Below are 24,979 nucleotides of genomic sequence, written 5' to 3'. Positions count from 1 at the left end.
GCAAACACTTCTTTATAGTTGATAGTTGTTAGTTGATAGTTTATAGTTGTCATATCTTAAATCTTAAATCTTAAATCTTAAATCTTAAATCTTAAATCTTAAATCTTAAATCTTAATTCTTAAATCTTAAATCAAAAATCTTTTCATTTTTCTTCGGCAAAGATAAAGTCGAAAAAATCAAACTTCCAAATTATATTTAAATTTATTTTATTGAAAATCAAATAGTTACACTCAATTAAAACAAAAGAAATCCTGTCCGCTTTGAAGCAGATATTTCGAAATATTCAAATGACTGTCTCTCATTTGGTTAGTTTCCAATTCTTATTTTCTATTTTTTATATCAGGCATGAAACATTTTTTTACTTTTTTTTGACTATGTCTTGAAAGACACTTGTTTTTTATATCATTTCTATTGTTTTTTCATTTTCAAAATCTGTTTTAATCTGTCATAGCTGTTCTCAAAATGGCTGTAAAACAAAAAAGCGTCCTGATATCAGGACGCTTTTCTATATAGTTTCGGATTACCAATTACAAATCTTGCTTGAAATCTTTACAATACATACCACATCCCTGGCATTTCGCCATAAATTTTACTTCAGGGCGATCGCATATAAGTCTAATTGACGGTACGCTATGTTGGTATATTGTATTCATTTCGAGGGCAAATGTAATTGTTTTTTTGGAATTGTAACCAAGGTCATATTATTTAGTAAGAAAATATACAGTTTTAGGAATACAAGCTCTTCCTTATCTCAATCAAATTTTCTAATGCTTTTTGCTCATCCGGATAATCTGGTAGAGTTGATGTATTATAATAATTTTCAATCGAAAGAATTAATTGGTCTGCTAATTCCAATAGCTCATCATATTCTTTTTCTCCTGATTTGATAGCCAACAATTCTGCACGATTTGGAACACGAATATTTAACTTTCCGGTAGCAAGAAGCTGCTCCGCAGTCTGCAACAGCCGAATTGTATGCATCATATTTTTGCTGTCATAATTTTTTCCGTGCTGCTGATTGGTCTGGTATCGGTCTTCATTTCGTTTATCAATCCAGTTCCAATATTCCGTATATTCTTTGCAGTATTTAGAATAGCCATCTTTATTACAGGAAAGATAAGCTAGATGAGCCTTTTCTTTTGGAATAGACGAAAGCGAAAGCTCGTTGGAGTTTTCTTTTTGGATAATTCCTTTATAGCCCAGGTTTCCTTCCGCATCATAAAACAACGCAAACATGTCTCTGGAATTTGGCAGGTTAATTAAACCACATCGCTCTTGTTGATAGTTCCGTTCTTCCAACCATTGTAGTAGCGGTACGGTTGCATAACCTTGAAGTATATAACAGAAATCCAAAAGGCTTTTCTTTTCCTTAGCCATCGGATTTACGATTTTCTTTTTCAGGCCTATTGCCTTTTTAATCTGCGTCACAGCATAGCCTGCAAAAGTATCCTTGCATAACTTCGACAGAAAGTCTTCTAGCCGTAAGCGTTCCATTAATGGGTGTTTGTAAAGTATACAATCCTCTGGAGTCGCCAGAATCTCTAAAATATTTGGATTGTTTTTAAGTAATAACTCTACAAAACGACCAATCTCATAATATACCTCATCGTTAGTTTCGTTGGCTATCTGTGGAATATAATTCAATCCATAAAACTTTTCTTTGGGCAGGTAGAATACTCCTTTGATATCAGTATCCGATGTAGGCGTATCTAATCCAAAGGACTTACTACCTGAGATGACTTCAAAGAGAATTAGGTTTTGTGATTTAAGGTCTTGGATAGTCATGTCTTTATAAAATTCTTCTGCAATATAAAACAGTATTTATAAATTTTAATTCAACAATTATGCTACTTTATACAGTTCTTAAAAAAACTATCCAGTTCCCCACTTACCTTCTTCCCACTACCCAAACTCCCTGCATTCTCTTGATTAAATCTAATTGTTTCCATCAAAAAGTCTGTAATCAAAACTTCTTTTGGATGTAGATAACCTTCATGTTGTTGCGCTTTGATATCTAACAACTCCATTATTTTTTCTTGTATCTCAACTGGTGCAATTGGTAACAATTCAACAAAAGCCACTGGAGGAAATGTATTCTTTTCTATAATCCACTTGCCTGCTAATGCCGTACGCAATGCATAGAAATAACTTTTCAGCTTTACTTCTTCTGCTGAGCATACTTCCATGAAATTTTTTGTTGTGCCCAAATAATGATGGAGGCAGGCCACAGGTGAAAAGCAAGCTTCTGCTAAAGGCAATATTTCTTTCGTAAAAACCTCATTCTTGTAATATATTACAGGCGAATGCAGCCATTCCAACAAAGGTGCATTCGATTTTGCCAATAATTTTATAGCCTTTCTTAAATCCCAACCAGAGCCATCCAGATCTCCCTCTGTCATAAACTCAATCACATCAGGTTGTTCCCAAAGTGACAGGTAATAATGTATCTCGTGTTTGTAAATAAAGCGTATGTCATAATCACTGTCAGGAGATGCAAATCCCCATGCACGGCTTCCTGATTCGCAGGCAAAAAGGATTTCCACACCTTTTTCTTTTTCTACTGTTTTTAATTTATGTAGTATTTTATCTATCATAGTAAGCAATTTCTCAAATTTAAAAATATTTTAAAATAAATTCACTTTCAACATAATTATGGATAAGAAAGAAATCTTCCTATTTCAAAAATTTATCTCTCAGAAAACATAAAATTTAATTTATTAGCCTAAGTTTGCAGTAGTACCCTTAAAACCAAACTAATACCTTCACAATTACGCCTTTATATTAAATCTCGCCATATAGCTTGATTCGGAGTATTAGCAATCTACCAACACAAAAAAACCATGAAAAAAATTACCCAATTTTCAGCCTGTCTGTTTTTTATTTTTTCTTCTGCCTACAGCCAAAAAGAGCTTTGGGGTTACCGGATGACCGCTCCCGGAACTCCCGGCAGTAACAATGGTATTATTATCAAAACTGCCCTGGCTGGTGATAGTTCAGTTGCTGAAACTATACATGAGTTTGACCCTAACGGTATGTTGGGAAAGTTTCCAAGAGGCCGACTATTTCAGGCTTCTAATGGAAAATTATATGGTGTGACCGGTTACGATGGCAACACACCTGGCCCTGGAGTACCATTGGGAGTTCTGTTTGAATATGACCTTATACTTGATCAATATAAAGTACTTTCTACAGCATTAATAGGTACCATGCATGGTGTTATTGAACCTCAGCCTAATATACTATATGGCATCACTAATAGCGGTTCTTCCATCTTCAAATACAACATTAATACGGAAGAAATGAGCATCGCAGCGACCATTCCTCCTTTTTCTTATAACAATAGCAACCAATACCCTAAATTTTTGGGAGAGCTTATGAAAGCATCCGATGGAAATTTATATGGTGTAACTTCTATGGCGCCATCTTCACAAAATGTTCCATATCCCGGTGGTATTTACAGGCTCAATCTTTCAAACAATCAACTGACCAAAGTTCATGTTTTTGGAACTCTGGGTTCAGGTTCCGATGTTATGCACACTATTTATGAAACCAAACTGGTAGAAGCTTTACCAGGAAAATTATATGGCACAGCATTGGGCGGAGCTAATATAGGTCCTCAGGGTGTTGCTCCTTTAGGAAGCGGTACGCTGTTTGAATTTACGATTGCAACCAATACTATGGTCAAAAAGTTTGATTTCAATTATGCAGTCAACGGTGCCAATCCTAATCCTCTTATAAAAAGTGTCGACAATAAACTCTATGGTACGCTGGGAGGAAACAATAACAGCAGTTATCCTAATTCAGACGGTTTGGTATTTGAGTATAATCCTGCAACGGAAATGATGTCTATAGTACATGCTTTTTCTTATGTTGCGGACGATATGGTCAGGGCGCCGTATGGAACCTTGCTGAAAGCGAGCGATGGTGCTATTTATGGCAGTAGCCCTCAGGGAAATTTCAAACTTGACCTGACGACCAATTCGGTTAGTCGGAAAATAATTGCCAATAATACCTATGAGCCTAAAGACCTTATTGAAATCTGCCGCAAGCCATCTTATCGTTTTTTTGATACTGCCTCTTTTGTCGTGTGCCAGAACAATCCTTTCACATTTGATGTGCAAAATACTAATGCCACTAGCTATGTATGGAAAAAAGGTTCTACTGTATTGCCCTCCCAAACTACAGGCATACTCTCTATTTCCAATCTTGCCTTATCAGACAGCGGTATTTATACCTGTACAATGACCAATACTTGCGGTACCACCATAACCATGCCTTTACAGATTACTGTAGATGGCTGCCTGGGTACAGACGAGTTGGTTTGGAAAAATGCTATAAAACTCTACCCAAACCCTGCGGCTAATGTCCTGAACATTCAGCTTCCGAATATGCCTGATTTTGAAACAAAACAGATTCTGATAAGCAATATGTTGGGACAAACTATCTACAACGAAGCCTATAAAAATCTGTCTGTCGATATTAACTTTTTGGCAACCGGAGTGTACCAATTACATCTTGTTACCAATAAAGGCGAATGGAAAGGCAAATTCGTAAAAGAATAATATTTATACAAAACCGACCTATACCGTAAAACAACATCATATGAAAATAAAATTACTTTTTTTTACATTCTTCTTAATGGCTGCTTTTCCCTGTTTCGGACAGTTTATAACGGAATGGAATACGGGTGCCAGCACAACAATTACGGTTCCAACAACCGGAACAGGATATAACTATACCGCTACGATTGCACGACTAGATACTCCTGCAACCATCATTACAACATTGAATAATGTTACTGGAAATGCTCAATTTACCGGCTTGGCAATCAACACCAATTACCAGATTAAAATTACCGGAACTTTTCCAAGAATCTATTTCAATAACTCTGGCGACAAGCTAAAACTGAAAAACATTGCACAATGGGGAAACATTGCCTGGACCAGCTTTGCCAGTGCTTTTTACGGCTGTACCACGATGAACATTACGGCAACAGATGTTCCTATACTTTCCGGCGTGACGAATATGAGTCAAATGTTTCAATTTTGTATCGCTTTGAATGGTCCTGCCAATATTGGAAGCTGGAATACAGCTACCGTAACTAATATGAGCTATTTATTTAGCGGTGCAACAATTTTTAATCAGAATATCGGAGCATGGAATACGGCTTCAGTTACAACCATGAATAGCATGTTTGTCAATGCTACTGCTTTTAACCAAAATATTGGGAACTGGAGTACAGGAGCCGTTACTGACATGGAAAATATGTTTTATGCGGCAAGGACTTTCAATCAGCCAATTGGAAATTGGAATACGGCAAGTGTTACTACTATGAATAGTATGTTTTCTCAAGCTTCTGCTTTTAACCAAAATATCAATAATTGGAATACGGGAGCTGTTACCAATATGCGTAGTATGTTTACAGCAGCTACTGCCTTTAACCAACCTATCGGAAACTGGAATACAGGAGCTGTTACAACAATGTACGGTATGTTTAACGAAGCTACGGCTTTCAATCAAAATATTGCTAATTGGAACACGACAAGAGTTACCGATATGTCAACTATGTTTTCCGGAGCCACTGCCTTCAACCAGAACATTGGTAATTGGAATGTTAGTGCGGTTACCGGGATGAACGCCATGTTCAAAGGGGCTACGGCTTTTAATCAAAATATTGGCAATTGGAACGTTTCGTCAGTTATCATTATGCTGAATATGTTTCTGCAAGCAACTTCTTTTAATCAGGATATCAGCAATTGGAATATTTCTTCAGCAACTTCTATGGAAGCCATGTTTAAGGATGCCACAGCATTTAACCAAAATCTGGGACCATGGGGATCTCGTCTTAATCCGAATGCTGCCTTAGGAGGTTTTTTTGGCGGTATATTTGATAATTGCGGTATGAGCATAGCTAATTATGACGCTACTCTAATCGGATTTAATGCCAATGGTCCTAACGGCAGAACCTTAGGTGCTTCCGGATTGTATTATTGCAATGCCGGAGCAGTAGCCCATGCTAATCTTCTATTGCCTGTTGCCAACGGAGGAAAAGGCTGGAACATTACCGGTGACATTTCCCTGGCGGCTTCAACTCCGCTTTTGGCAGCGACGGGAACCACAACTACACTGGCTTATTCAGGATGCAATTATGATTGGTCAAATCCGACAAACCGTGCCAGAAAAATGCTGACCGTCAATCCAAATGGGAATACTTTTTCGCCTGCCAATGTACAAATCAACAACAATAACATAGGTACGCTTCCAAATGGGATTACTTCTACAGATGGCTATTACCAAATCAGCAATGGTACTCACAGTACCAGAGTCAGCAATCGTCTTGTTTCTATTACTGATAGTGGAAACCATACTGTAAATGATGGTATTATTGTGCGGGTTTATTATTCTATATCTGAATATACCAATCTGGTTGTAAATACACCTCCTGCCGGAGATATCGTCGATGCCGGATGGTTTCGTTCAGATAGCAATACCGCAGCAGCATTAATCAGCACTATGTCTGCCGGTACTTATGTTCTACCTAATGCAGAAAAAATTATTCCTTTTAATTCAGGCTCTGAAAATGGTATTGCCTTTGTAGAATTTCGCCTGTCCAAAACCGGTACTATCGGGTTGTATGCAAAAACACAGGAAGGTTCACTGGCACCTGAATTATCTGTTCCGGATAGGTCAAAATCTTTAGCTGTAAAGATATATCCGAATCCTGCTAAAAATCATCTGCATTTGGAATTTACCGAACCTCAAAATCCGGAAATACAAAAAATTGCCATTACGAATATGTTGGGACAGAGAATTTACACCATTGCCGAAAACCCAAAATCTATAGACGTTTCATCACTCACTTCGGGGATATACCAAATTTTGGTTGCCACAGACCGGGGTAATTGGAATGGTAAATTTATAAAAGAATAGCAGGCAATTCAGCCTGCTATTTTTAATCTTCTCTGCTTCCATCATCTGCCATACGTACCATTTTAGGGGTAAATTTCGCTACTACATCCACCAGTTCCTGTTGTGATGCCATGACCTGATTGATATCTTTATAGGCCATAGGCGCTTCGTCCAGTCCGGCTCCTATTAACGTTACGCCATGATGGTTTAAGATGGCCTGCATCTCATTTTTAGTAATCGACTTAAAAGCCTGCGTTCTGCTTATTTGTCGTCCGGCACCATGCGAAGCCGAATTGATGGCATTTTCTTCTCCTTTTCCTCTAACCAAAAAACCCGGTGCGGTCATACTTCCCGGTATGATTCCCATCACGCCTTTTCCGGCCGGAGTCGCTCCTTTTCTATGAACGATAACTTCTTCCCCATTCCAGATTTCTTTCCATGCAAAATTATGATGGTTCTCCACTTTCGCTAATACCTCAGCACCTAATGCCTGCTGCATCTTGTTGTGGATGATTTCATGACAGGCCGAAGCATAATCTCCTGCCAGATTCATAGCTATCCAATATTCCTGTCCTATCTCTGAATTCATATCCAGATACGCCAGGTTTCTTGCCACTTCCGGTAACGGGCATAGTTCTTTTGCTAATTTGGTATAATGCCCGGCAACAGTAGCCCCAAAACCTCTGGAACCGGAATGTGTCAGCAAAGCAACATATTTTCCTTTGGAAATACCCAAAACAGTATCATCCGACTCAAATTCTAAAATACCAAATTCTACGAAATGGTTTCCTCCACCGGAAGAACCCAATTGTGACCAGGCCTTATCTTTTAAATTTTTGATAAAAGGATTGCTTTCAAAATTAGGATTCTCCAATACGGCATGGTCTGCTCTGTATTGTCCCTGAAAACCATGTCCGGCACCAAATTTAGAATGGGCTATCAGTTCTCTCTTAAATGTATGTTCGTTCTCATAATAATATGCTTCCGGAATATCATAAACCGACAAGGCCATTCTACAACCAATATCCACACCTACTCCATAAGGAATAATGGCATTCTGCGTAGCCAATACTCCCCCAATTGGCAATCCGTAGCCTTGATGTGCATCCGGCATCAGGGCACCTGCAACCGTAACAGGCAATTGCATGGCGGTTTTCATCTGGTCAATAGCGCCTGCTTCAATATGGTCTAATCCGTAGGATGAAAAAGCTTTCGGGTTTGGATTCAGGGCAATAAAATCTTCCGGCTTTTCAGCTGCCTTTTCAATTAATGCTGTAGCTAATTTTCCAAAAAGCGCATCGTCGATATAGCCTTCCGGGGTCTCCAGTACTTTTTTATACAATTCCAGCATCTGCTCTTTTGTATACCCGGTTCTCTTTTTGTTTACTTTTAAGGCAATCCCGATGACGCTTCCCTGAGGGTATCCTAATTCCAGCAAATCGGTTCCGTTAATTGGTGTTTTCATGTTTTCCATTTTTTGATGGTACAAAGCTGAAATCAAAGTACGCAATTATTTTGCGCAGTTATTTTTTTTGTTATCTTACTGCTTAAATTGTTGATTCTATTCAAAATAAAAGGATATGAAAAAGTATGACTAATATCACTTTTCTATTTTTAAACTTTATTTAATTTTGATTATAACAATCCTAATATTAAAGAGAAAAAACAGTTGAAAATAAATTAAAAATAAGAAAATGGACAAAACATTAGACAGAAAGCCAGCCAAGAAATGTTACGAACATATTGGAGGAAAGCTTGGAATGCTTTTATTAGAACAGTTTATAGCAAAAGGCTGGTTAGCAAAGGAAAAACCGGATGACAAAAATTTTTATATCACTGATATAGGAATACTTGAGTTTACAAAATTAGGCGTTGACCTATCACAAATTAAATCTTGATTTTATGAATATAAATGACTTCGATAATTTTTTCCTTCCTGCCAAAAATCTTGACGAGGCAAAGGAATTCTATAAAGACAAACTCGGACTTGAGATTAAGTTTGATTTTTCAGATAAAGGTATGACAGCCTTTAAAGTAGGTCAAAATGAGCCGGCAATTATTGTAAGTACTATGCAAAATGCAAAACCGGCTATTTGGTTTACTGTAGATAACGTACAGGAAGCCTATGAGATTCTAAAGCAGAAAGGAATAACGTTTTTGAGCGAACCATTTGAAATAATGACCGGCTTGGCCGTAGAATTTAACGACCCGTTTGGCAATAAACTAGGATTAACCGATTATTCCAAGCTAAACAAAAAGGAATGAAAAAATAAATCCGAAACAATACCACTTAAAAGACGAAACCAATCAAAATGATTCTGATTGGTTTCTGAATGTAACCTTGATGAGATTCGAACTCACATTCCCTCTCGGGCATTACGGCTGCAAATACGCTTCCCTACTTTCCCTCACGATTTCGGTGCTTCTGTAAATTCTACCCATTAGTCCGCGCAGGTCTAACCGGAATATCCGTAAACTCAATGGCCAGTAAATTTTGCCACAGGCTTTTCCCTTTAAGCTACAAGGCCATTTTGATAGTACAAAGATGACACTATTTCCTACGCAATTATTTTGCGCAGTAAAAAGGAATTTTTATTTTTGATTAAACCAATAAATATCTCTTTGTCACTTTCTATTTAAAATCAGAAAAATGTCTCAAAACAAAAATGCTCTTATCCGTTATAAAACCATTGACAAATGCCTGCAAAACCAGTACAGGAAATGGACTCTGGAAGATTTAATGGAAGCCTGTTCTGAAGCATTGTTTGAATATGAAGGCAAAGAAAGTTCCGTAAGCAAGAGGACAACACAACTCGACATCCAGCTTATGCGAAGTGAAAAACTGGGCTACAATGCGCCTATTGTCGTCTATGACAAAAAGTATTACAAATATGAAGACGAAGAATATACTATTACCGACATCCCATTAACTGAAACAGATATCAATGTATTGACTGAAACCGTTTCCATGCTCAAACAGTTTAAAGATTTTTCTTTGTTCAGTGATGTATCCGATATATTACAGCGTCTTGAAGATAAGATTTATGCGGAGAAATCGCATACGCAACCCGTTATTTATCTGGACAAAAACGAAAACCTAAAAGGATTGCATTTTCTTGACATACTCTACCAGGCCATTATTAAGAAAGTTGTAGTAGTACTTAATTATAAATCGTTCAAATCCAGAGAACCACAGCAGTTTATCTTCCATCCGTATATATTAAAGGAATTCAACAACCGCTGGTTTCTGGTTGGCAAGAAAAAAGTATCCCAGCCTATTGTTAACCTGGCATTAGACCGCATTGAGGCAGTAGACTTTGATTTTGGCCATCCGTATGCGGAAGAAAATTTCAATGCCGAAAATTTTTATAAAGATGTCATTGGTGTTACGGTCAACCAGGGACAGCGGGTCAGAATTATTCGTTTATGGATAGATGCCGATAATGCGCCTTATGTAATAACAAAACCATTCCACCACTCCCAAAAGATAGAAGAACATCGGGAAGACGGAAGCATTGTAATCAGCTTGATGTTAAAAATCAATTACGAATTCGAAAGACTGATTATGGGATTTGGGGAAGGAATTGAAGTGCTGGCACCCGAAAGTCTAAGACAGCGAATCAGGGACAAACATAAAAAGGCATTGAGAAAATACGATTTGCCCGTTAAATAAATCCCAATACCTACCGTCTATATCAGATAAAAACAGAACTTAGCATCATGCAGCTACAGTATTTCAAGCCCAAAAGTAAACTCCTTTCCCAATATCTCGAAGGTTATTATTTCTTAGAAAAAGAAAGAAATGAACCTACTGTGGAGTATTTTACTTTCCCAAACAATTTTAGTATCGTATCCGTGCTTGACGATACCCGATTAGTGATGGATAATAATGGTGCTTTTGCCAAAGAAAAAAAAGGAGTTCCTTTTATTTCCACACTTATCTGCCATTATAAAAAACCTTTCAAAATACATTATGAAGGTAAAATCAGAGAAATTACTTTTTACTTCAAGCCATTAGGACTGAATGCCTTTATTCCAAAACAGTTGAAATATTATCTTGAAAACTATTCCAGTTCTTTTATTCCTTTCGAAGATTATGAAACGACCTTTAAATCAATCTTAAATGAAAGTAACATGGAAGAACAGCGAAACCAGATTGAAAAATACTGGCTGTCCAAACTAATCGGTTTTGAAAATCCTTTAATACAGGATGTGGCGCTGGAACTGACACAAAATGCTGAAGCAGCTTCTATTGAACAGCTTGCAGCAAAACACCACACAAGCCGACAAAATATTGCAAGACAGTTCCATATCCATTTAGGCAAGACACCTTCAGAATTTAGAAAAATCCAACGATTCAGGGAAACGATGGCTAAAAATACCGGGCTTGCCAATAACGATAAAAACAAAGGAACCTTGAATTACGACAGCTCATTTTATGACCAGTCACACCTTATCAAAGATTTTAAAGCCTTTACGGGATTAGCTCCCAAAGCATTTTTTAAGTCGGTTTCTTTACAGGAAAATGCCACGATAAACTGGCTGTTTCTATAAGGAGCAAAAGTTTTTTACTAAACTTAGAACCATATAAAAAAGGCTGCCGGTTGGTATTGGCAGCCTATGATATGCTTAATAAAAAATCGTATTACGATGCCAAAAGCGCATCCAGATTTTCCAATCCGGCAGTAAATCCTTCTTTGAAGCCCATTGCTATTATCTTTTCAAGGTCCTCCAAACTTTTATACACGATTTCGATATTCACAATCGTTGAACCGGATTGTTCCTTAAATGTATTAGTCCAGAATGACCTTTCGAAACTGGTATCTACGGTTCCGTTTTCATCACAGAAAGCATCAAACGTAGAAAAGCTTTCCAATTCCCTGATTTTTTCAAAGTCTGCCCTTGCCCAATGTTTTGAACCATCAGGTCCAACCATAGCGTAAAGCCAAAATCCACCTTCGGTAAAATCCATAGTCTTAGTTTCTGCTTTCCATGGTTTTGGTGCCCACCATTGGTCTAAAAGTTCACTTTTGGTCCAGGCATCCCATACCCTGTCACGGGTTGCTGCAAATTCTCTTTCTACCCTGATTTTCTTATTTTCCTTATCAACAGTAAAATTCATTAAAAGATTGTGTCCCATTTTTTTTTAATTTAAGTTATTCAATATTATCCAGTTAGCAAAACACTTTATACAAAATTTAGAAGATTGCTTTTCTATTATATATTAGCAACCATTCAGTTGCAAATATAAGCAACTTTTTGGTTGCGAAAAATATTTTACATATTTTTTTTAGACAATTAGATTTAAGAGCACAAAAAACAATCAAAAAAAATACTTGAACCGACATTGATTTCTTAAAAAAAACAGTTGCAAATCTTAATTGTTAACGGCTTATCAAAATTTATATATTTGTACCAAAACAAACCCAATGCTGCACGAATTTCCTTTTTATCTTGCTGTTATCCTGGCTATTATTTTTTTGGTAATGCTGGCCAACAAAATCAAAGTTGCTTATCCTATCCTATTGGTATTGGCAGGCCTTGCCATCAGTTTTATTCCGGGTATTCCATTAGTCAAAATTGACCCCGAATTAATCTTTATTATCTTTTTGCCACCGCTTTTATATGAAGCGGCATGGTCTACTTCATGGAAAGAGCTTTGGCGATGGCGCAGGATTATTGGCAGTTTCGCCTTTCTGATTGTTTTTCTTACGGCTCTTGTTGTTGCAGTTGTTTCCAATCATTTTATTCCCGGATTTTCCCTGGCGCTTGGTTTTCTTTTGGGAGGTATTGTTTCACCTCCGGATGCCGTGAGTGTTGGCGCCATTCTGAAATTTGTAAAAGTACCCAAACGATTGGCCTCCATGCTTGAAGGCGAAAGTCTGCTCAATGATGCGTCCAGCTTAATTGTTTTCCGTTTTGCCCTGATAGCTATCGGGACGGGACAGTTCGTATTACAGGAAGCCGCCATCAATTTTAGCTGGATGGTATTTGGTGGAGTAGCTATTGGCGTGTCTATAGCTTTTGTATTCTTCAAAGTACACAAGCTACTGCCAACAGATGTCAATATGGATATAGTACTGACACTAGTGGCTCCTTATATTATGTATATGCTTGCGGAAGAACTGCATAGTTCCGGTGTATTATCTGTTGTTAGCGGTGGCTTATTTCTTTCTAAAAGAAGTCATCAGTTTTTATCCAGCAGCAGCCGTTTGCGGGCCGTAAATTTTTGGGAGTCTTTAGTATTTGTGCTCAACGGATTGGTATTCATGTTTATCGGGCTTGAACTTCCTGAAATTGTGGACGGTTTGGGTGCTATAGGCCTTTCAACCGCTATAGGCTATGGAGTACTGATTACAGGTGTACTTATTGTTGTACGGATTCTCTGTGCTTATGGCGCTGTTATTGTCACATTGATTGCCCGTAATTTTATTACCGTAGCCGAAACAAGAAATCCTGGCATAAAAGGTCCCTTCGTTTTAGGATGGGCGGGCATGCGAGGCGTGGTGTCATTAGCAGCTGCCTTGTCGATTCCGGTTCATCTGGATAACGGCATGCCTTTTCCGCAACGTCACCTTATACTGTTTATCACTTTTGTAGTCATCCTGCTTACTTTGGTATTGCAAGGACTTACACTGCCTTTTATTATCCGAAAATTCAATCTCCCGGAATACGACCATCCGCTAAGCGATGAAGAATCCTACCATCAGATGTATAAAAAGCTTACGCAGCAAAGTCTGGAACATTTAAAAAGTAACTTTTCAAAAGAACTCGAAGAACAGGCTGTTTTACAACAAATGGCCCGCAAATGGGAAGATGCTAACTATCTGCCGGACGATGCTTCAATGGTAGTCGAATGCAAAACGGTGTATCTTTCCATACTCGATCAGCAACGGCAGTGGCTTCGTGATTGGAATCAGGACCATCATATCAACGAAGAAGTCGTGCGCAGGCATTTACGCCGATTAGACATTGAAGAAGAAAAAATGTCATTTCAATAATTTGTATCAATAAAAGAAATAAATCAGCCAGGGTAGCCTGGCTTTTTTTATGCTTTTTATCCAAATCAAACCGAGCTTTATTGAACATTGCGTAAAAGTTAGAAAAAGTTTAAAATCATTTTTTTTCTGTTAAAAAATAAAAATAAACTCATTTACTATGCGTGCATAATATTTTATTTTGTATATTTGAAATAACCTAATACTTTATGAAAGATAAAACTATAGACTATATACTAAGAGCGACCTGGCAAGCCGTCTCCAGAATGTATAATGAAGAAGCCGCAAAATATGGTGCCACAATGGCCACAGGATTTGCCTTGCTAAGCCTGGACAAAGATAAAGGTTCACCATCAACAACCTTAGGTCCTAAAATGGGTATGGAGCCTACAAGCCTTACCCGAACCCTGAAATCGATGGAAGAAAAAGGATTGATAACCCGAAAGAAAAATCCTGTTGATGGACGTGGCGTATTGATTCATCTTACAAAGTTCGGAAAAGAAAAAAGAGAACTTTCTAAGAATACCGTACTTAAATTTAATGAAAAAATAAGGGAACATATACCGGAAGAAAAATTGCTGCATTTTATTGAAGTGGCTGAAACTATCAATACACTAATCGCAGACAAAAATATCTTCTCGGACATACCCGAAGAAAAACAGATGCAAACAACAAACAAATAATAGTAAGGAATGAAACGACTGATTAAAAAAGTTGCTGTCATAGGGTCAGGAATCATGGGGTCAGGTATTGCCTGTCATTTCGCTAATATCGGAGTAGAAGTACTTTTACTTGATATTGTTCCTCGAGAATTAACCGAAGCAGAACAAAAAAAAGGACTCACGCTTGAAAGCAAAGTAGTCCGAAACCGAATCGTAAACGAACACTTGGCGAATGCCTTGAAATCGAAGCCCTCGCCTATTTACAATATAAAATTTGCCGACAGGATAACAACCGGAAATACTACAGACGACCTGTCAAAAATAGCAGAAGCCGACTGGATTATCGAAGTTGTTGTAGAACGGCTTGATATCAAAAAACAGGTTTTCGAACAAATTGAAAAATATAGAAAACCAGGCACCTTAATTACTTCAAACACCTCCGGAATCCCGATTCATTTTATGAGCGAAGGAAGAAGCGAAGATTTCCAGAAACATTTCTGTGGAACGCATTTCTTTAATCCGGCACGATATCTTAAACTTTTTGAAATCATACCAGGTCCAAAAACCTCAACAGAAGTATTGGATTTCCTGAATAATTATGGAGAACAATTCTTAGGCAAAACATCGGTCATAGCCAAAGACACTCCGGCATTTATTGGAAACCGTATCGGAATTTTCGGTATCATGAGCCTTTTCCATCAGGTCAAGGAGCTTGGCCTTACCATAGAAGAAGTAGACAAATTGACCGGACCGGTTATTGGCCGGCCAAAATCAGCTACGTTCAGAACCGTAGATGTTGTAGGGCTTGACACATTGGTGCATGTAGCCAACGGACTTTATGAAGGAGTTCCGAATGATGAAGCCCACGAACTCTTCAAACTACCGGAATTCATCAGCAAAATGATGGAAAACAAATGGTTGGGAAGCAAGACCGGACAAGGTTTTTATAAGAAAGTAGACAAAGACATCTTATCGCTTGACTTAGATACTTTAGAATACAGAGCGCCTAAAAAAGCATCTTTTGCAACTCTGGAACTCACAAAAACAATTGACAAACCAATTGACCGCTTTAAGGTTCTGGTAAAAGGAACAGACAAGGCAGGAGAATTTTACAGAAAGAATTTTGCCGGAATGTTTGCCTATGTAGCCAACAGAGTTCCTGAAATTACTGAAGATTTCTATAAAATAGACGATGCCATGAAAGCCGGTTTTGGTTGGGAAAATGGCCCATTCGAAATCTGGGATGCTATTGGTGTTGAAAAAGGAATCGAACTGATGAAAGCCGAAGGACACGAACCGGCAGCCTGGGTTACAGAAATGCTGGCATCCGGAAATAAATCGTTCTATACCATCAAAGATGGCGCGACTTATTTTTATGACAGGGCTTCCAAATCCCAGAAAAAAGTTCCGGGACAAGATGCTTTTATCCTACTGAACAACATCCGCGAAAGCAAAAAGGTATGGAGCAACAGCGGAGCCGTTATTCATGATTTGGGCGATGGAATCCTGAATCTGGAATTCCAGTCCAAAATGAATACTATTGGTGGTGACGTACTTCAGGGAATTAATAAAGCCATCGACCTTGCTGAAAAAGAATATAACGGATTAGTTATTGGCAATCAGGGAGCTAATTTCTCTGTAGGTGCCAATATCGGAATGATTTTCATGATGGCTGTTGAGCAGGAATATGACGAGCTGAATATGGCTATCAAACTGTTCCAGGATACTATGATGCGTGTTCGCTATTCCGGTGTTCCTGTAGTGGTAGCACCACACGGAATGACTTTAGGAGGCGGCTGTGAAATGAGCATGCACGCAGATAAGGTCGTTGCAGCGGCTGAAACTTACATCGGATTGGTAGAATTTGGAGTCGGAGTTATTCCTGGTGGAGGTGGTTCTAAAGAAATGGCTTTGAGAGCTTCTGACCTTTTCCGAAAAAATGACGTAGAATTAAATGTACTTCAGGAATATTTCCTAACGGTTGCTATGGCTAAAGTTTCAACTTCGGCTTATGAAGCTTATGATTTAGGCATTCTGCAACACGGAAAAGATGTGGTAGTCGTGAATAAAGACCGCCAGATTGCGGAAGCCAAGAAACACGCCCTGATTATGGCAGAAGCCGGATATACACAGCCTGTAAGACGCAAGGATGTAAAAGTTTTGGGAAAACAGGCACTGGGAATGTTCCTGGTTGGAACAGACAGTATGGAAGCCGGGCATTACATTTCTGAACACGATAAGAAAATTGCCAACAAACTGGCCTATGTTATGGCCGGAGGTGATTTGTCTGAACCAACATTGGTTACTGAACAATATCTTTTGGATATTGAAAGAGAAGCCTTTTTATCATTATGTACTGAAAGAAAAACTTTGGAAAGAATCCAGTACATGCTGACCAAAGGGAAACCATTGAGAAACTAATCGAGATTAAAGAGACTAGAAAATGAAAACAGCATATATCGTAAAAGCATACCGCACAGCCGTTGGAAAAGCGCCAAAAGGAGTATTCCGTTTTAAGCGCCCTGACGAGCTTGCCGCAGAAACCATTCAGTATATGATGAATGAGCTGCCAGACTTAGATAAAAAAAGAATCGACGACGTTATGGTAGGTAACGCCATGCCAGAAGCAGAACAGGGATTAAATGTTGCCCGACTGATTTCTCTTATGGGATTAAAGATAGACGACGTTCCGGGAGTAACCGTCAATCGTTACTGCGCTTCCGGTTTGGAAACTATTGGAATGGCAACGGCTAAAATCCAATCCGGAATGGCAGACTGTATCATTGCAGGTGGTGCCGAAAGCATGAGTTTTATTCCAATGGGAGGTTATAAACCAACACCGGATTACGCTGTGGCAAAAGAAGGCCATGAAGATTATTACTGGGGAATGGGACTCACAGCAGAAGCTGTTGCAAAAAAGTTCAAGGTTTCCAGAGAAGACCAGGATTTGTTTGGCTACAATTCCCACCAAAAAGCATTAAAAGCACAGGCAGAAGGCAAATTCGACAAACAGATAGTGCCAATTACTGTTGACCAGACCTACATTGACGAGAACGGAAAAAAAGCAACCAAATCTTATACCGTTACCAAAGATGAAGGTCCAAGAGCCGACACTTCATTAGAAGCTTTGGGCAAACTGAAACCGGTCTTTGCCGCAGATGGTAGTGTTACTGCCGGTACTTCTTCTCAAATGAGTGATGGTGCCGCATTTGTAATGGTCATGTCTGAAGAACTTGTAAAAGAATTAAACCTGCAGCCCATTGCAAGATTGGTGAGCTACGCTGCTGCTGGAGTGGAACCGAGAATTATGGGAATCGGGCCTGTCAAAGCTATTCCAAAAGCTTTACAGCAAGCCGGAATGTCATTAAACGACATCGAATTGATTGAATTAAACGAAGCATTTGCATCACAATCATTAGCCGTTATTCGTGAATTGGGAATCAATCCTGATATCGTTAACGTAAACGGTGGTGCTATTGCATTGGGTCATCCGCTAGGTTGTACCGGAGCTAAGCTTTCCGTTCAACTTTTTGACGAAATGAAACGAAGAGGCAACAAATATGGTATTGTCACTATGTGTGTAGGTACCGGACAAGGCGCTGCCGGAATTTATGAGTTGTTGTAAAGAAGATAGATAATAGAGGATAGATAATAGAAGATTAGACGAAAGATAAAAGTATGGCTGAATTTAAGAGACATAATTTTAAAAAACTTAAAATTTGGCAGATGGCAATGGACATTACGAAAATGGTTCTCGACTTGACGGATACATTTCCTGAGAGTGAAAAATTTGGATTGAAAAACCAAATGGACAGATGTAGTGTTTCTCTTCCTTCTAATATTGCTGAAGGTTCAAGCAGATCATCAAAATCGTTCAGTCATTTCTTAGATATTTCTCTAGGTTCTTCTTTCGAATTACATACACAATTATTGCTTGCAAATCATAGAAAATATATCACAGATGAAATAACAACAGATTTAGAAAATAGAATTGAAGAGTTTCAGAAAATGACAATGGGTTTCCAAAATTCACTGCAATCCCAATAAAGTCTATTCTCTCTCATCTATTATCTATTTTCTATTCGTCTATCATCTAAAAAGTCTAACAAAAAACAAAAAATACAATGGCAGATACTATCGAAAAAGACGTTACCCGTGGCGGGCAGTTTTTGGTAAAAGAAACAAAATGTGAGGACATTTTTACTCCGGAAGATTTTTCGGAAGAACAATTAATGATGAAGCAGACGGTAAAAGAATTCGTGGATAAGGAAATCTGGCCGAACAAAAACCGTTTCGAAAATAAAGACTATGCCTTTACGGAAGAATGCATGCGTAAAGCAGGTGAGTTAGGACTATTAGGCGTTGCAGTTCCGGAAGAATATGGCGGACTGGGAATGGGATTTGTTTCTACCATGCTCGTTTGTGACTATATTTCCGGAGCAACAGGGTCATTCTCCACTGCTTTTGGTGCCCACACCGGAATTGGAACCATGCCTATTACTTTGTACGGTACCGAAGAACAAAAGAAAAAATACGTTCCAAAATTAGCTTCCGGCGAATGGTTTGGCGCATACTGCCTTACTGAGCCCGGTGCCGGTTCTGATGCCAATTCAGGCAAAACCAAAGCAGTATTGTCTGATGACGGTACGCATTATAAAATCACAGGACAAAAAATGTGGATTTCGAATGCCGGATTCTGTAGTCTCTTTATTGTATTTGCAAGAATTGGAGACGACAAAAACATTACCGGATTCATCGTTGAAAACGACCCGTCAAACGGAATTTCAATGAATGAGGAAGAACACAAATTAGGAATCCGCGCCTCCTCTACCCGTCAGGTATTCTTCAACGAAACAAAAGTTCCGGTTGAAAATATGCTTTCTGAAAGAGGAAACGGCTTTAAGATTGCCATGAACGCTCTTAACGTTGGTCGTATCAAACTAGGTGCTGCCTGCCTTGATGCACAAAGAAGAGTTACATCCGGAGCTATAAAATATGCTAATGAAAGAATACAATTCAATACACCTATTTCTAATTTTGGCGCTATCCGTTCCAAAATTGCTGAAATGGCAACATCCTGCTATGCGGGAGAAAGCGCTTCTTACCGTGCAGCAAAATCTATTGAAGACCGAATCAATGCACGAGTAGCAGAAGGTTCTTCACATCAGGAGGCAGAACTGAAAGGTGTAGAAGAATTTGCAATCGAATGTTCTATTCTAAAAGTGGCTATTTCTGAAGACATACAAAACTGTTCTGATGAAGGAATTCAGATTTTAGGTGGTATGGGATTCTCTGAAGACACACCAATGGAAAGTGCCTGGAGAGACGCGAGAATTGCCAGAATCTATGAAGGAACAAACGAAATCAACAGAATGCTTTCTGTTGGAATGTTGGTTAAAAAAGCCATGAAAGGTCACGTAGATTTATTAGGACCTGCTATGAAAGTAGCAGAAGAATTAATGGGAATTCCTGATTTTAATACTCCTGATTATTCTGAATTATTCGCCGAAGAAAAAGAACTGATTGGCAAATTGAAAAAAGCATTCCTAATGGTAGCCGGAAGCGCTGTACAGAAATACGGCCCGGATTTGGATGCACATCAGCAATTGTTGATGGCTGCTGCCGATATTCTTATCGAAATCTATATGGCAGAATCTACTATTTTAAGAACAGAAAAACTGGCAAAATCAAAAGGTGCTGAAAATGTAAAAGAGCAGATTGCTATGGCGCAATTATACTTATACAAAGCCATTGACATCATCAATACCAAAGGAAAAGAAGGTATCGCTTCCTTTGCCGAAGGTGATGAACAGCGAATGATGATGATGGGACTGAAACGTTTTACCAAATACACTAACCTTCCTAATGTAGTAGCGTTGCGGGAAACTATCGCTTCCAAACTAATACAGGAAAATCAATATTGCTTTTAGTTACGTTTTAATAGTTGGTTAATGAAAAAGCCCTGGCTAATGTCAGGGCTTTTTTTTGTTTTTGGCAGATTCAAAACTTATAGCGGTTTTCTTCCTTGAATAATTCTAAGCAATACGATAATGACCGCAATCACTAACAAAATATGTATCAACCCATTTGTTGCAATTCCTTCACCAAGAATTCCGAAAAATCCTAATGCCCAGATAATTACTAAAATTACTGCAATTGTATAAAGTAAATTTCCCATGATAGTGTTTTTTATTGGTTAGACTATTTGTTTTTTTTGAAAGAGACTACTCTAAAGGCTTTCTTCCCTGGATTACTCTTAAAAGCACGACAATGATGGCAATTACCAACAAAACATGAATAAGACTACTGGTAACCATTCCGCCTAAAAAACCGATGGCCCAGACAATGACAAGAATTACGGCAATTGTATAAAGTAAATTTCCCATGACTGTAAATATTAAATTGGATTATTATTATTTCTTAACTAATGTCGATTGCAACTTTTCCACTTCATCATGATGGTTTTTCAAAGTACTAATCATGCTTTCCAGATAAGCTTTGATTTCAACGCTCTTTGTAGCTTGTGCATCCTGTGTAAAATCATCTATGGCATCATGATGTTCTTTGTATACACGGTCAAGATACTCTTTGTCAAAGTTTTTGACATCAACCTTACTTAGTCTGTCATATTCTTTCTGACCATCTTCGGTAATTGCTGTAGGGATAGAAATCTGTTTTTCCTTAGCCAAAGCAGAAAGCTGGGTAAAAGCATCGTTATGATGTTTTTCCATCATTTTACCTAAATCCTTAACTGCTGCCGAAACACCTCTGGATTGGGCCAATTTGCCCAGTTCTCTTTGTTCCAAATCAAAATCAGCGGCATCTACAAGAATCTCAGCATCTTTTTCTGCTTCTTTAGTATTGTCAAATTTTGCTTCGTTTTCGTCTTCAGCAACCTCTTTCGGGTCTTCTGCTTTAGGTTCATTCTTACAGGAAACTGTTCCTAAAGACAATGTCAAAACACCCAGACTTAAGATTGCTTTTCCAAAAATTGTTGGCTTTTTCATACGATATAAATTTTAGTTGGTTCGTAATTTTTTCGAGTTTATCTAAATTACCCAATAAAAAAAATACCGTACTTACAGAATTAACCTATAATGTTATACGATTCAGATAAAGTAATTCCAGTTCGGATTATACCCTGTCAAAAGAGAAAATAGAAGCATCTTTGTTTTCCTTGCCCAGCAAAAGGTCTCTTATAATTTCTGCAGCAATCAGACTGAAAGTAATTCCATTACCTCCAAAACCAAGGGCAAAATAACTGTTGGGTAGTTTATCATAGACACCTATAAACGGGAGCCCGTCTTTTGTGGCTCCAAAAGTCCCTGTCCAACTAAATTCAGGTTTAAAATCCAATTGTGGAAATAGCGTGTTAATGTCTTTTGTGAGCTGTTTGGTCTTTTTAGAAATCAACTTATTTCTTTTATCCGGATTGTAGAAATCTTCATCTCTGCCACCTACAAGCACTCTTCCATCTGGTGTAGTCCGCACATACAGATAAGGATTGGCTGTATTCCAGATTAGGACTTCGTCTTTCCAAAACTTCCTTTCATTATACTGTTCGCTCACCACCGCATAGGTTGATTTGAGGTCGACAATTTTCTTATCAATAAATTCCACAACTTCATAGCCTGTAGCATACACTACCTTTTTTGCTTTGATGGTAAAACCAGATTCGGTTTTAAGGACTGTCCCATTTTTTTGGGTATCGATTTTTACAATAGGGCTGCGGTCATAAATATCAAGATGACTGCCTTTTTTGACCTGCAATAATTTATGCGTAAAAGCATAGGCATTTGTCTGAGCGGCATTAGCAGAAAGTATAGCCAAGGGAGCCTTAAACCCAAACTGCTTATATATTTGCTTTTCATCAAGGAGACTCACGTCAAAACCTGCTCCTTTTCTGGCCTGGAATTCCTTTTCCAACATTGAAACATCTTTTTTATAGGCAGCATAAAAAAGGCTTTTTTTCTTTTCGAATTCGTCAAGTTTTAGCTCTTTGGCAATCTTCTCCAGTTTATCAATTGCATAATTGCACAAATGATAGGCCCGTTCTGCTTTTTCTTTTCCAATTTTATCGATTAGTTTATGGAGCGGCGTGTCTATTTCATATTGCAAAAGTGAGGTACTGGCAGAAGTACTTCCTAAACCTATTGTTCTGGCATCAATCATCACGCATTGGATTCCTGCATTGATTAGATAATAACGTACCAATGCGCCTGAAATACCGGCTCCTATAATAATAACATCTGTCTCGATATCCTTATCCAGTTTTGGAAAAGTATGAGGTAGTCCATCTTTAATAAGCCAGAAAGGCATTCCTGATTTTAGATTCATATATTGCTATTTATTCTATTAAATATAAGGATAAAGCCATAAAAAACCTTCAGCATTATAAGTAATTTAAGTTTTTTCAGCATACTATTATGATTTGCGGCGCTGTGCCTTTACGTAAAAAAATACTCGCAAAGACGCTGAGGCGAAAAATTTACAACAGTCATCAATTATTTTTGACTTCATAATAAAAAACATAGCTTTGCATCAGAAATTTGAATCATGATTAACCCTTCGGCACATGGCTGGATAGACAAGTTTTTTGCAGAACAAAAGTACCTGCAATTTCCTGTTGTGGACAATCCGTTGGAGTTTTACAAAAACACACGCAATACCGGCTTTATCTACGGGCATGTAGTGTCATTTGATACACCACAGCCTATTGATACAAAAGGTTGGATTTCTGAGGAATTTTCAAAAGTTGCTCTTTTGAATACGCTGTATCGCGTTTACGGACTGGTTACACATGACACCAACCCCAAAAACTTTATCGCAAAAGTTATTGCCTTTTACAAGGAAATGCATCCAAAAGGCTTTAACCTACTGGATAAGATGTTGCCCGAAAGCATACCGTCCCATAATCTGGAAAAGATTATAGCAGAACGAATACAAACCAATGAGGATATCATCAGTAAAAACTTTTCGCATATCCTGACCAACGCTTTGCTATTTATGGATGTGCTGGCTTTCCAGCAATATCTTATGAACCACTCTATTCCGGATAATTATTTAAAAAAACTGGAAGAAACCATCGTAAGCATTATTTCTTTAGCCTTAAAAACAAAACTAAAGAAATCGAAATATGATGATTTGCTGATAAAACTGTTTGAAGCCTCTGTGCGCTATACCAAATTTTCTAAAGTCAACGTACAGGATATGGAAGCATTAGGGTTGGACATTTTCACAAAGCAGCTGGAAAAACTATATCTGATTGACATGGCCGGAATGGCGCTTTGGAGCGATATGGAGATGGAAAGCAATGAAGCCTACTTTTTATATGAACTGGCAAAAATCACGGATGTTCCGGATAATTTTGTTGCTGAAAGTATTGTCTCTACGGATGATTTCATCAACAAGTACAAAAAACAGATTCCGTATTTCAATTATTCCAATCCTGTCAGGCATTTTTATGACCAGGCCACACAAAATGTGAAAATACTGATTACAAGAAACAAAACCCGATTGGTTAAGGAACTCTCCAACAACGGCGACCTTATGCTCCTGCTCACACAATCCACACATCGCAGTCTGGATGCCAAAGAAAAGAAAAAGGTAAAAAAGCAGCTTTTGGAAATCTGCAAGACCATTCCGTCATTGACTATTTTCCTTTTGCCGGGCGGCAGTCTGCTTTTACCGATTTTGATAAAATTTATTCCGCAACTATTGCCATCCACATTCAACGAAAATCTGGATGAAGAATAAAAAAAGCCTCTTTTTCAAGAGGCTTTTTATTTAGAATTTCAATTGGTATACCTGATCTAAATCTTCATTCCCACATAGATTCACTTCCAGGTCTTTTACGATTCCTGAATTTAATCTGTAAACCCATCCGTGAAGGCATAAATCCTGTCCATTTCTCCAGGCTCCCTGAACAATTGAAGTTTTAGCCAAATCATAAACCTGCTCCTTAACATTCAATTCAACAAAAGCATCGAAACGTTCCTTTTCGTCAAGAATTGAATCCAGGTAATGGTGATGGTGTCTGTAAACATCTTTAATGTGACGAATCCAGTTGTCAATCAAACCGATAGAATCGTTACCCATAGCCGCTTTTACCCCACCACATCCATAGTGTCCGCATACAATGACATGCTTCACTTTCAAAACGTTTACGGCATAGTCCAAAACGCTTAGCATGTTCATATCAGAGTGCACCACCATATTAGCGATGTTTCTGTGTACAAAAACTTCTCCTGGTTGTGCTCCAATTACTTCATTCGCAGGAACGCGGCTGTCTGAACATCCAATCCATAATAACGGTGGTGACTGCCCTTCAGCTAGTTTTTCAAAATATTTTGGGTCCTGGTTAATTTTAGATTCTACCCATTTCCTGTTTCCGTCAATTATTTTTTTAT

Annotated in this window: 22 protein-coding genes; 13 read left to right on the top strand and 9 right to left on the bottom strand. The window is 38.2% G+C overall.

The features are described from left to right. Positions 1–727: 727 nt before the first annotated feature. Both ASG38_RS11820 and ASG38_RS11815 read right to left on the bottom strand, forming a co-directional pair. Entirely contained in the window at positions 728–1,786 is a 1,059-nt protein-coding gene (locus ASG38_RS11820) for a DNA polymerase beta superfamily protein (protein ID WP_056071008.1), read from the bottom strand. 62 nt (positions 1,787–1,848) lie between these two features. Then, positions 1,849–2,595, bottom strand: a complete 747-nt coding sequence (locus ASG38_RS11815) for a nucleotidyltransferase domain-containing protein (RefSeq protein ID WP_056071005.1) — start codon at positions 2,593–2,595, stop codon at positions 1,849–1,851. 246 nt (positions 2,596–2,841) lie between these two features. Here ASG38_RS11815 and ASG38_RS11810 point away from each other — a divergent pair, with 246 nt between their 5' ends. Together ASG38_RS11810 and ASG38_RS11805 are read left to right on the top strand one after the other, a co-directional pair. Further along, on the top strand, positions 2,842–4,563 hold the full coding sequence (locus ASG38_RS11810) for a choice-of-anchor tandem repeat GloVer-containing protein (RefSeq protein ID WP_056071002.1): 1,722 nt from the start codon (positions 2,842–2,844) through the stop codon (positions 4,561–4,563). A gap of 40 nt (positions 4,564–4,603) precedes the next feature. Next, complete coding sequence (locus ASG38_RS11805) at positions 4,604–6,931, top strand: BspA family leucine-rich repeat surface protein (protein ID WP_056070999.1); 2,328 nt, start codon at positions 4,604–4,606, stop codon at positions 6,929–6,931. Between the two features lie 22 nt (positions 6,932–6,953). Here the strand turns inward: ASG38_RS11805 and ASG38_RS11800 are convergent, their stop codons facing one another. After that, positions 6,954–8,375: an RtcB family protein gene (locus ASG38_RS11800; RefSeq protein WP_056071451.1), complete on the bottom strand. Its 1,422-nt coding sequence runs from the start codon at positions 8,373–8,375 to the stop codon at positions 6,954–6,956. Positions 8,376–8,604: 229 nt separating this feature from the next. Between ASG38_RS11800 and ASG38_RS11795 the strand changes: the two genes are divergently transcribed. The 4 genes from ASG38_RS11795 (at position 8,605) to ASG38_RS11780 (ending at position 11,464) form a co-directional block, all read left to right on the top strand. Continuing rightward, entirely contained in the window at positions 8,605–8,808 is a 204-nt protein-coding gene (locus ASG38_RS11795) for a hypothetical protein (protein WP_056070997.1), read from the top strand. A 4-nt stretch (positions 8,809–8,812) separates the two neighbouring features. Beyond that, positions 8,813–9,175 (top strand): VOC family protein, encoded by a 363-nt coding sequence (locus ASG38_RS11790; protein WP_200937034.1) that lies wholly within the window; start codon positions 8,813–8,815, stop codon positions 9,173–9,175. 385 nt (positions 9,176–9,560) lie between these two features. Next, the gene (locus ASG38_RS11785; RefSeq protein ID WP_056070994.1) at positions 9,561–10,583 is read left to right on the top strand and encodes a YafY family protein; all 1,023 of its coding nucleotides are present in this window, start codon (positions 9,561–9,563) and stop codon (positions 10,581–10,583) included. A 47-nt stretch (positions 10,584–10,630) separates the two neighbouring features. Further along, positions 10,631–11,464, top strand: coding sequence for an AraC family transcriptional regulator (locus tag ASG38_RS11780; protein ID WP_056070991.1), 834 nt, complete (start codon positions 10,631–10,633; stop codon positions 11,462–11,464). A 91-nt stretch (positions 11,465–11,555) separates the two neighbouring features. Here the strand turns inward: ASG38_RS11780 and ASG38_RS11775 are convergent, their stop codons facing one another. Beyond that, positions 11,556–12,050, bottom strand: coding sequence for an SRPBCC domain-containing protein (locus ASG38_RS11775; RefSeq protein WP_056070989.1), 495 nt, complete (start codon positions 12,048–12,050; stop codon positions 11,556–11,558). A gap of 289 nt (positions 12,051–12,339) precedes the next feature. Here ASG38_RS11775 and ASG38_RS11770 point away from each other — a divergent pair, with 289 nt between their 5' ends. The 6 genes from ASG38_RS11770 to ASG38_RS11745 all read left to right on the top strand — a co-directional run bounded on the left by ASG38_RS11770 (position 12,340) and on the right by ASG38_RS11745 (position 20,500). Further along, the gene (locus ASG38_RS11770; RefSeq protein WP_056070986.1) at positions 12,340–13,911 is read left to right on the top strand and encodes a Na+/H+ antiporter; all 1,572 of its coding nucleotides are present in this window, start codon (positions 12,340–12,342) and stop codon (positions 13,909–13,911) included. Positions 13,912–14,117: 206 nt separating this feature from the next. Next, the gene (locus ASG38_RS11765; protein WP_056070982.1) at positions 14,118–14,591 is read left to right on the top strand and encodes a MarR family winged helix-turn-helix transcriptional regulator; all 474 of its coding nucleotides are present in this window, start codon (positions 14,118–14,120) and stop codon (positions 14,589–14,591) included. A gap of 9 nt (positions 14,592–14,600) precedes the next feature. Further along, positions 14,601–16,991: a 3-hydroxyacyl-CoA dehydrogenase/enoyl-CoA hydratase family protein gene (locus ASG38_RS11760; RefSeq protein ID WP_056070980.1), complete on the top strand. Its 2,391-nt coding sequence runs from the start codon at positions 14,601–14,603 to the stop codon at positions 16,989–16,991. Between the two features lie 22 nt (positions 16,992–17,013). After that, on the top strand, positions 17,014–18,195 hold the full coding sequence (locus ASG38_RS11755) for an acetyl-CoA C-acyltransferase (RefSeq protein WP_056070977.1): 1,182 nt from the start codon (positions 17,014–17,016) through the stop codon (positions 18,193–18,195). A gap of 53 nt (positions 18,196–18,248) precedes the next feature. After that, positions 18,249–18,617 (top strand): four helix bundle protein, encoded by a 369-nt coding sequence (locus ASG38_RS11750; RefSeq protein ID WP_056070974.1) that lies wholly within the window; start codon positions 18,249–18,251, stop codon positions 18,615–18,617. A 77-nt stretch (positions 18,618–18,694) separates the two neighbouring features. Then, entirely contained in the window at positions 18,695–20,500 is a 1,806-nt protein-coding gene (locus ASG38_RS11745) for an acyl-CoA dehydrogenase family protein (RefSeq protein WP_056070971.1), read from the top strand. A gap of 77 nt (positions 20,501–20,577) precedes the next feature. Here the strand turns inward: ASG38_RS11745 and ASG38_RS17735 are convergent, their stop codons facing one another. The 4 genes from ASG38_RS17735 to ASG38_RS11735 form a co-directional block, all read right to left on the bottom strand. Beyond that, positions 20,578–20,748, bottom strand: coding sequence for a lmo0937 family membrane protein (locus tag ASG38_RS17735; RefSeq protein WP_121366417.1), 171 nt, complete (start codon positions 20,746–20,748; stop codon positions 20,578–20,580). A gap of 46 nt (positions 20,749–20,794) precedes the next feature. Continuing rightward, positions 20,795–20,956 (bottom strand): lmo0937 family membrane protein, encoded by a 162-nt coding sequence (locus tag ASG38_RS17730; protein WP_157486158.1) that lies wholly within the window; start codon positions 20,954–20,956, stop codon positions 20,795–20,797. Positions 20,957–20,983: 27 nt separating this feature from the next. Continuing rightward, positions 20,984–21,577 carry a DUF4142 domain-containing protein gene (locus tag ASG38_RS11740; RefSeq protein WP_056070968.1) on the bottom strand — a complete coding sequence of 198 codons (594 nt, stop codon included), beginning with the start codon at positions 21,575–21,577 and terminating at the stop codon, positions 20,984–20,986. 127 nt (positions 21,578–21,704) lie between these two features. Further along, positions 21,705–22,907: an FAD-binding oxidoreductase gene (locus ASG38_RS11735; RefSeq protein ID WP_056070965.1), complete on the bottom strand. Its 1,203-nt coding sequence runs from the start codon at positions 22,905–22,907 to the stop codon at positions 21,705–21,707. A gap of 219 nt (positions 22,908–23,126) precedes the next feature. On the opposite strand from ASG38_RS11735, the gene ASG38_RS11730 reads away from it, so the two are divergent. Continuing rightward, positions 23,127–24,326 carry an LETM1-related biofilm-associated protein gene (locus ASG38_RS11730; RefSeq protein ID WP_056070962.1) on the top strand — a complete coding sequence of 400 codons (1,200 nt, stop codon included), beginning with the start codon at positions 23,127–23,129 and terminating at the stop codon, positions 24,324–24,326. 30 nt (positions 24,327–24,356) lie between these two features. On the opposite strand, the gene can is transcribed toward ASG38_RS11730, so the two are convergent. Next, the coding region (gene can, locus ASG38_RS11725; RefSeq protein ID WP_056070959.1) for a carbonate dehydratase at positions 24,357–24,979 on the bottom strand (623 nt) is incomplete at its 5' end.

It is taken from the genome of Flavobacterium sp. Leaf359 (assembly GCF_001423985.1).
Taxonomy (GTDB): domain Bacteria; phylum Bacteroidota; class Bacteroidia; order Flavobacteriales; family Flavobacteriaceae; genus Flavobacterium; species Flavobacterium lindanitolerans.
The sequence above is the reverse complement of the archived record's forward strand: the minus strand, read 5'-3'. Positions and strand labels throughout refer to the sequence as shown.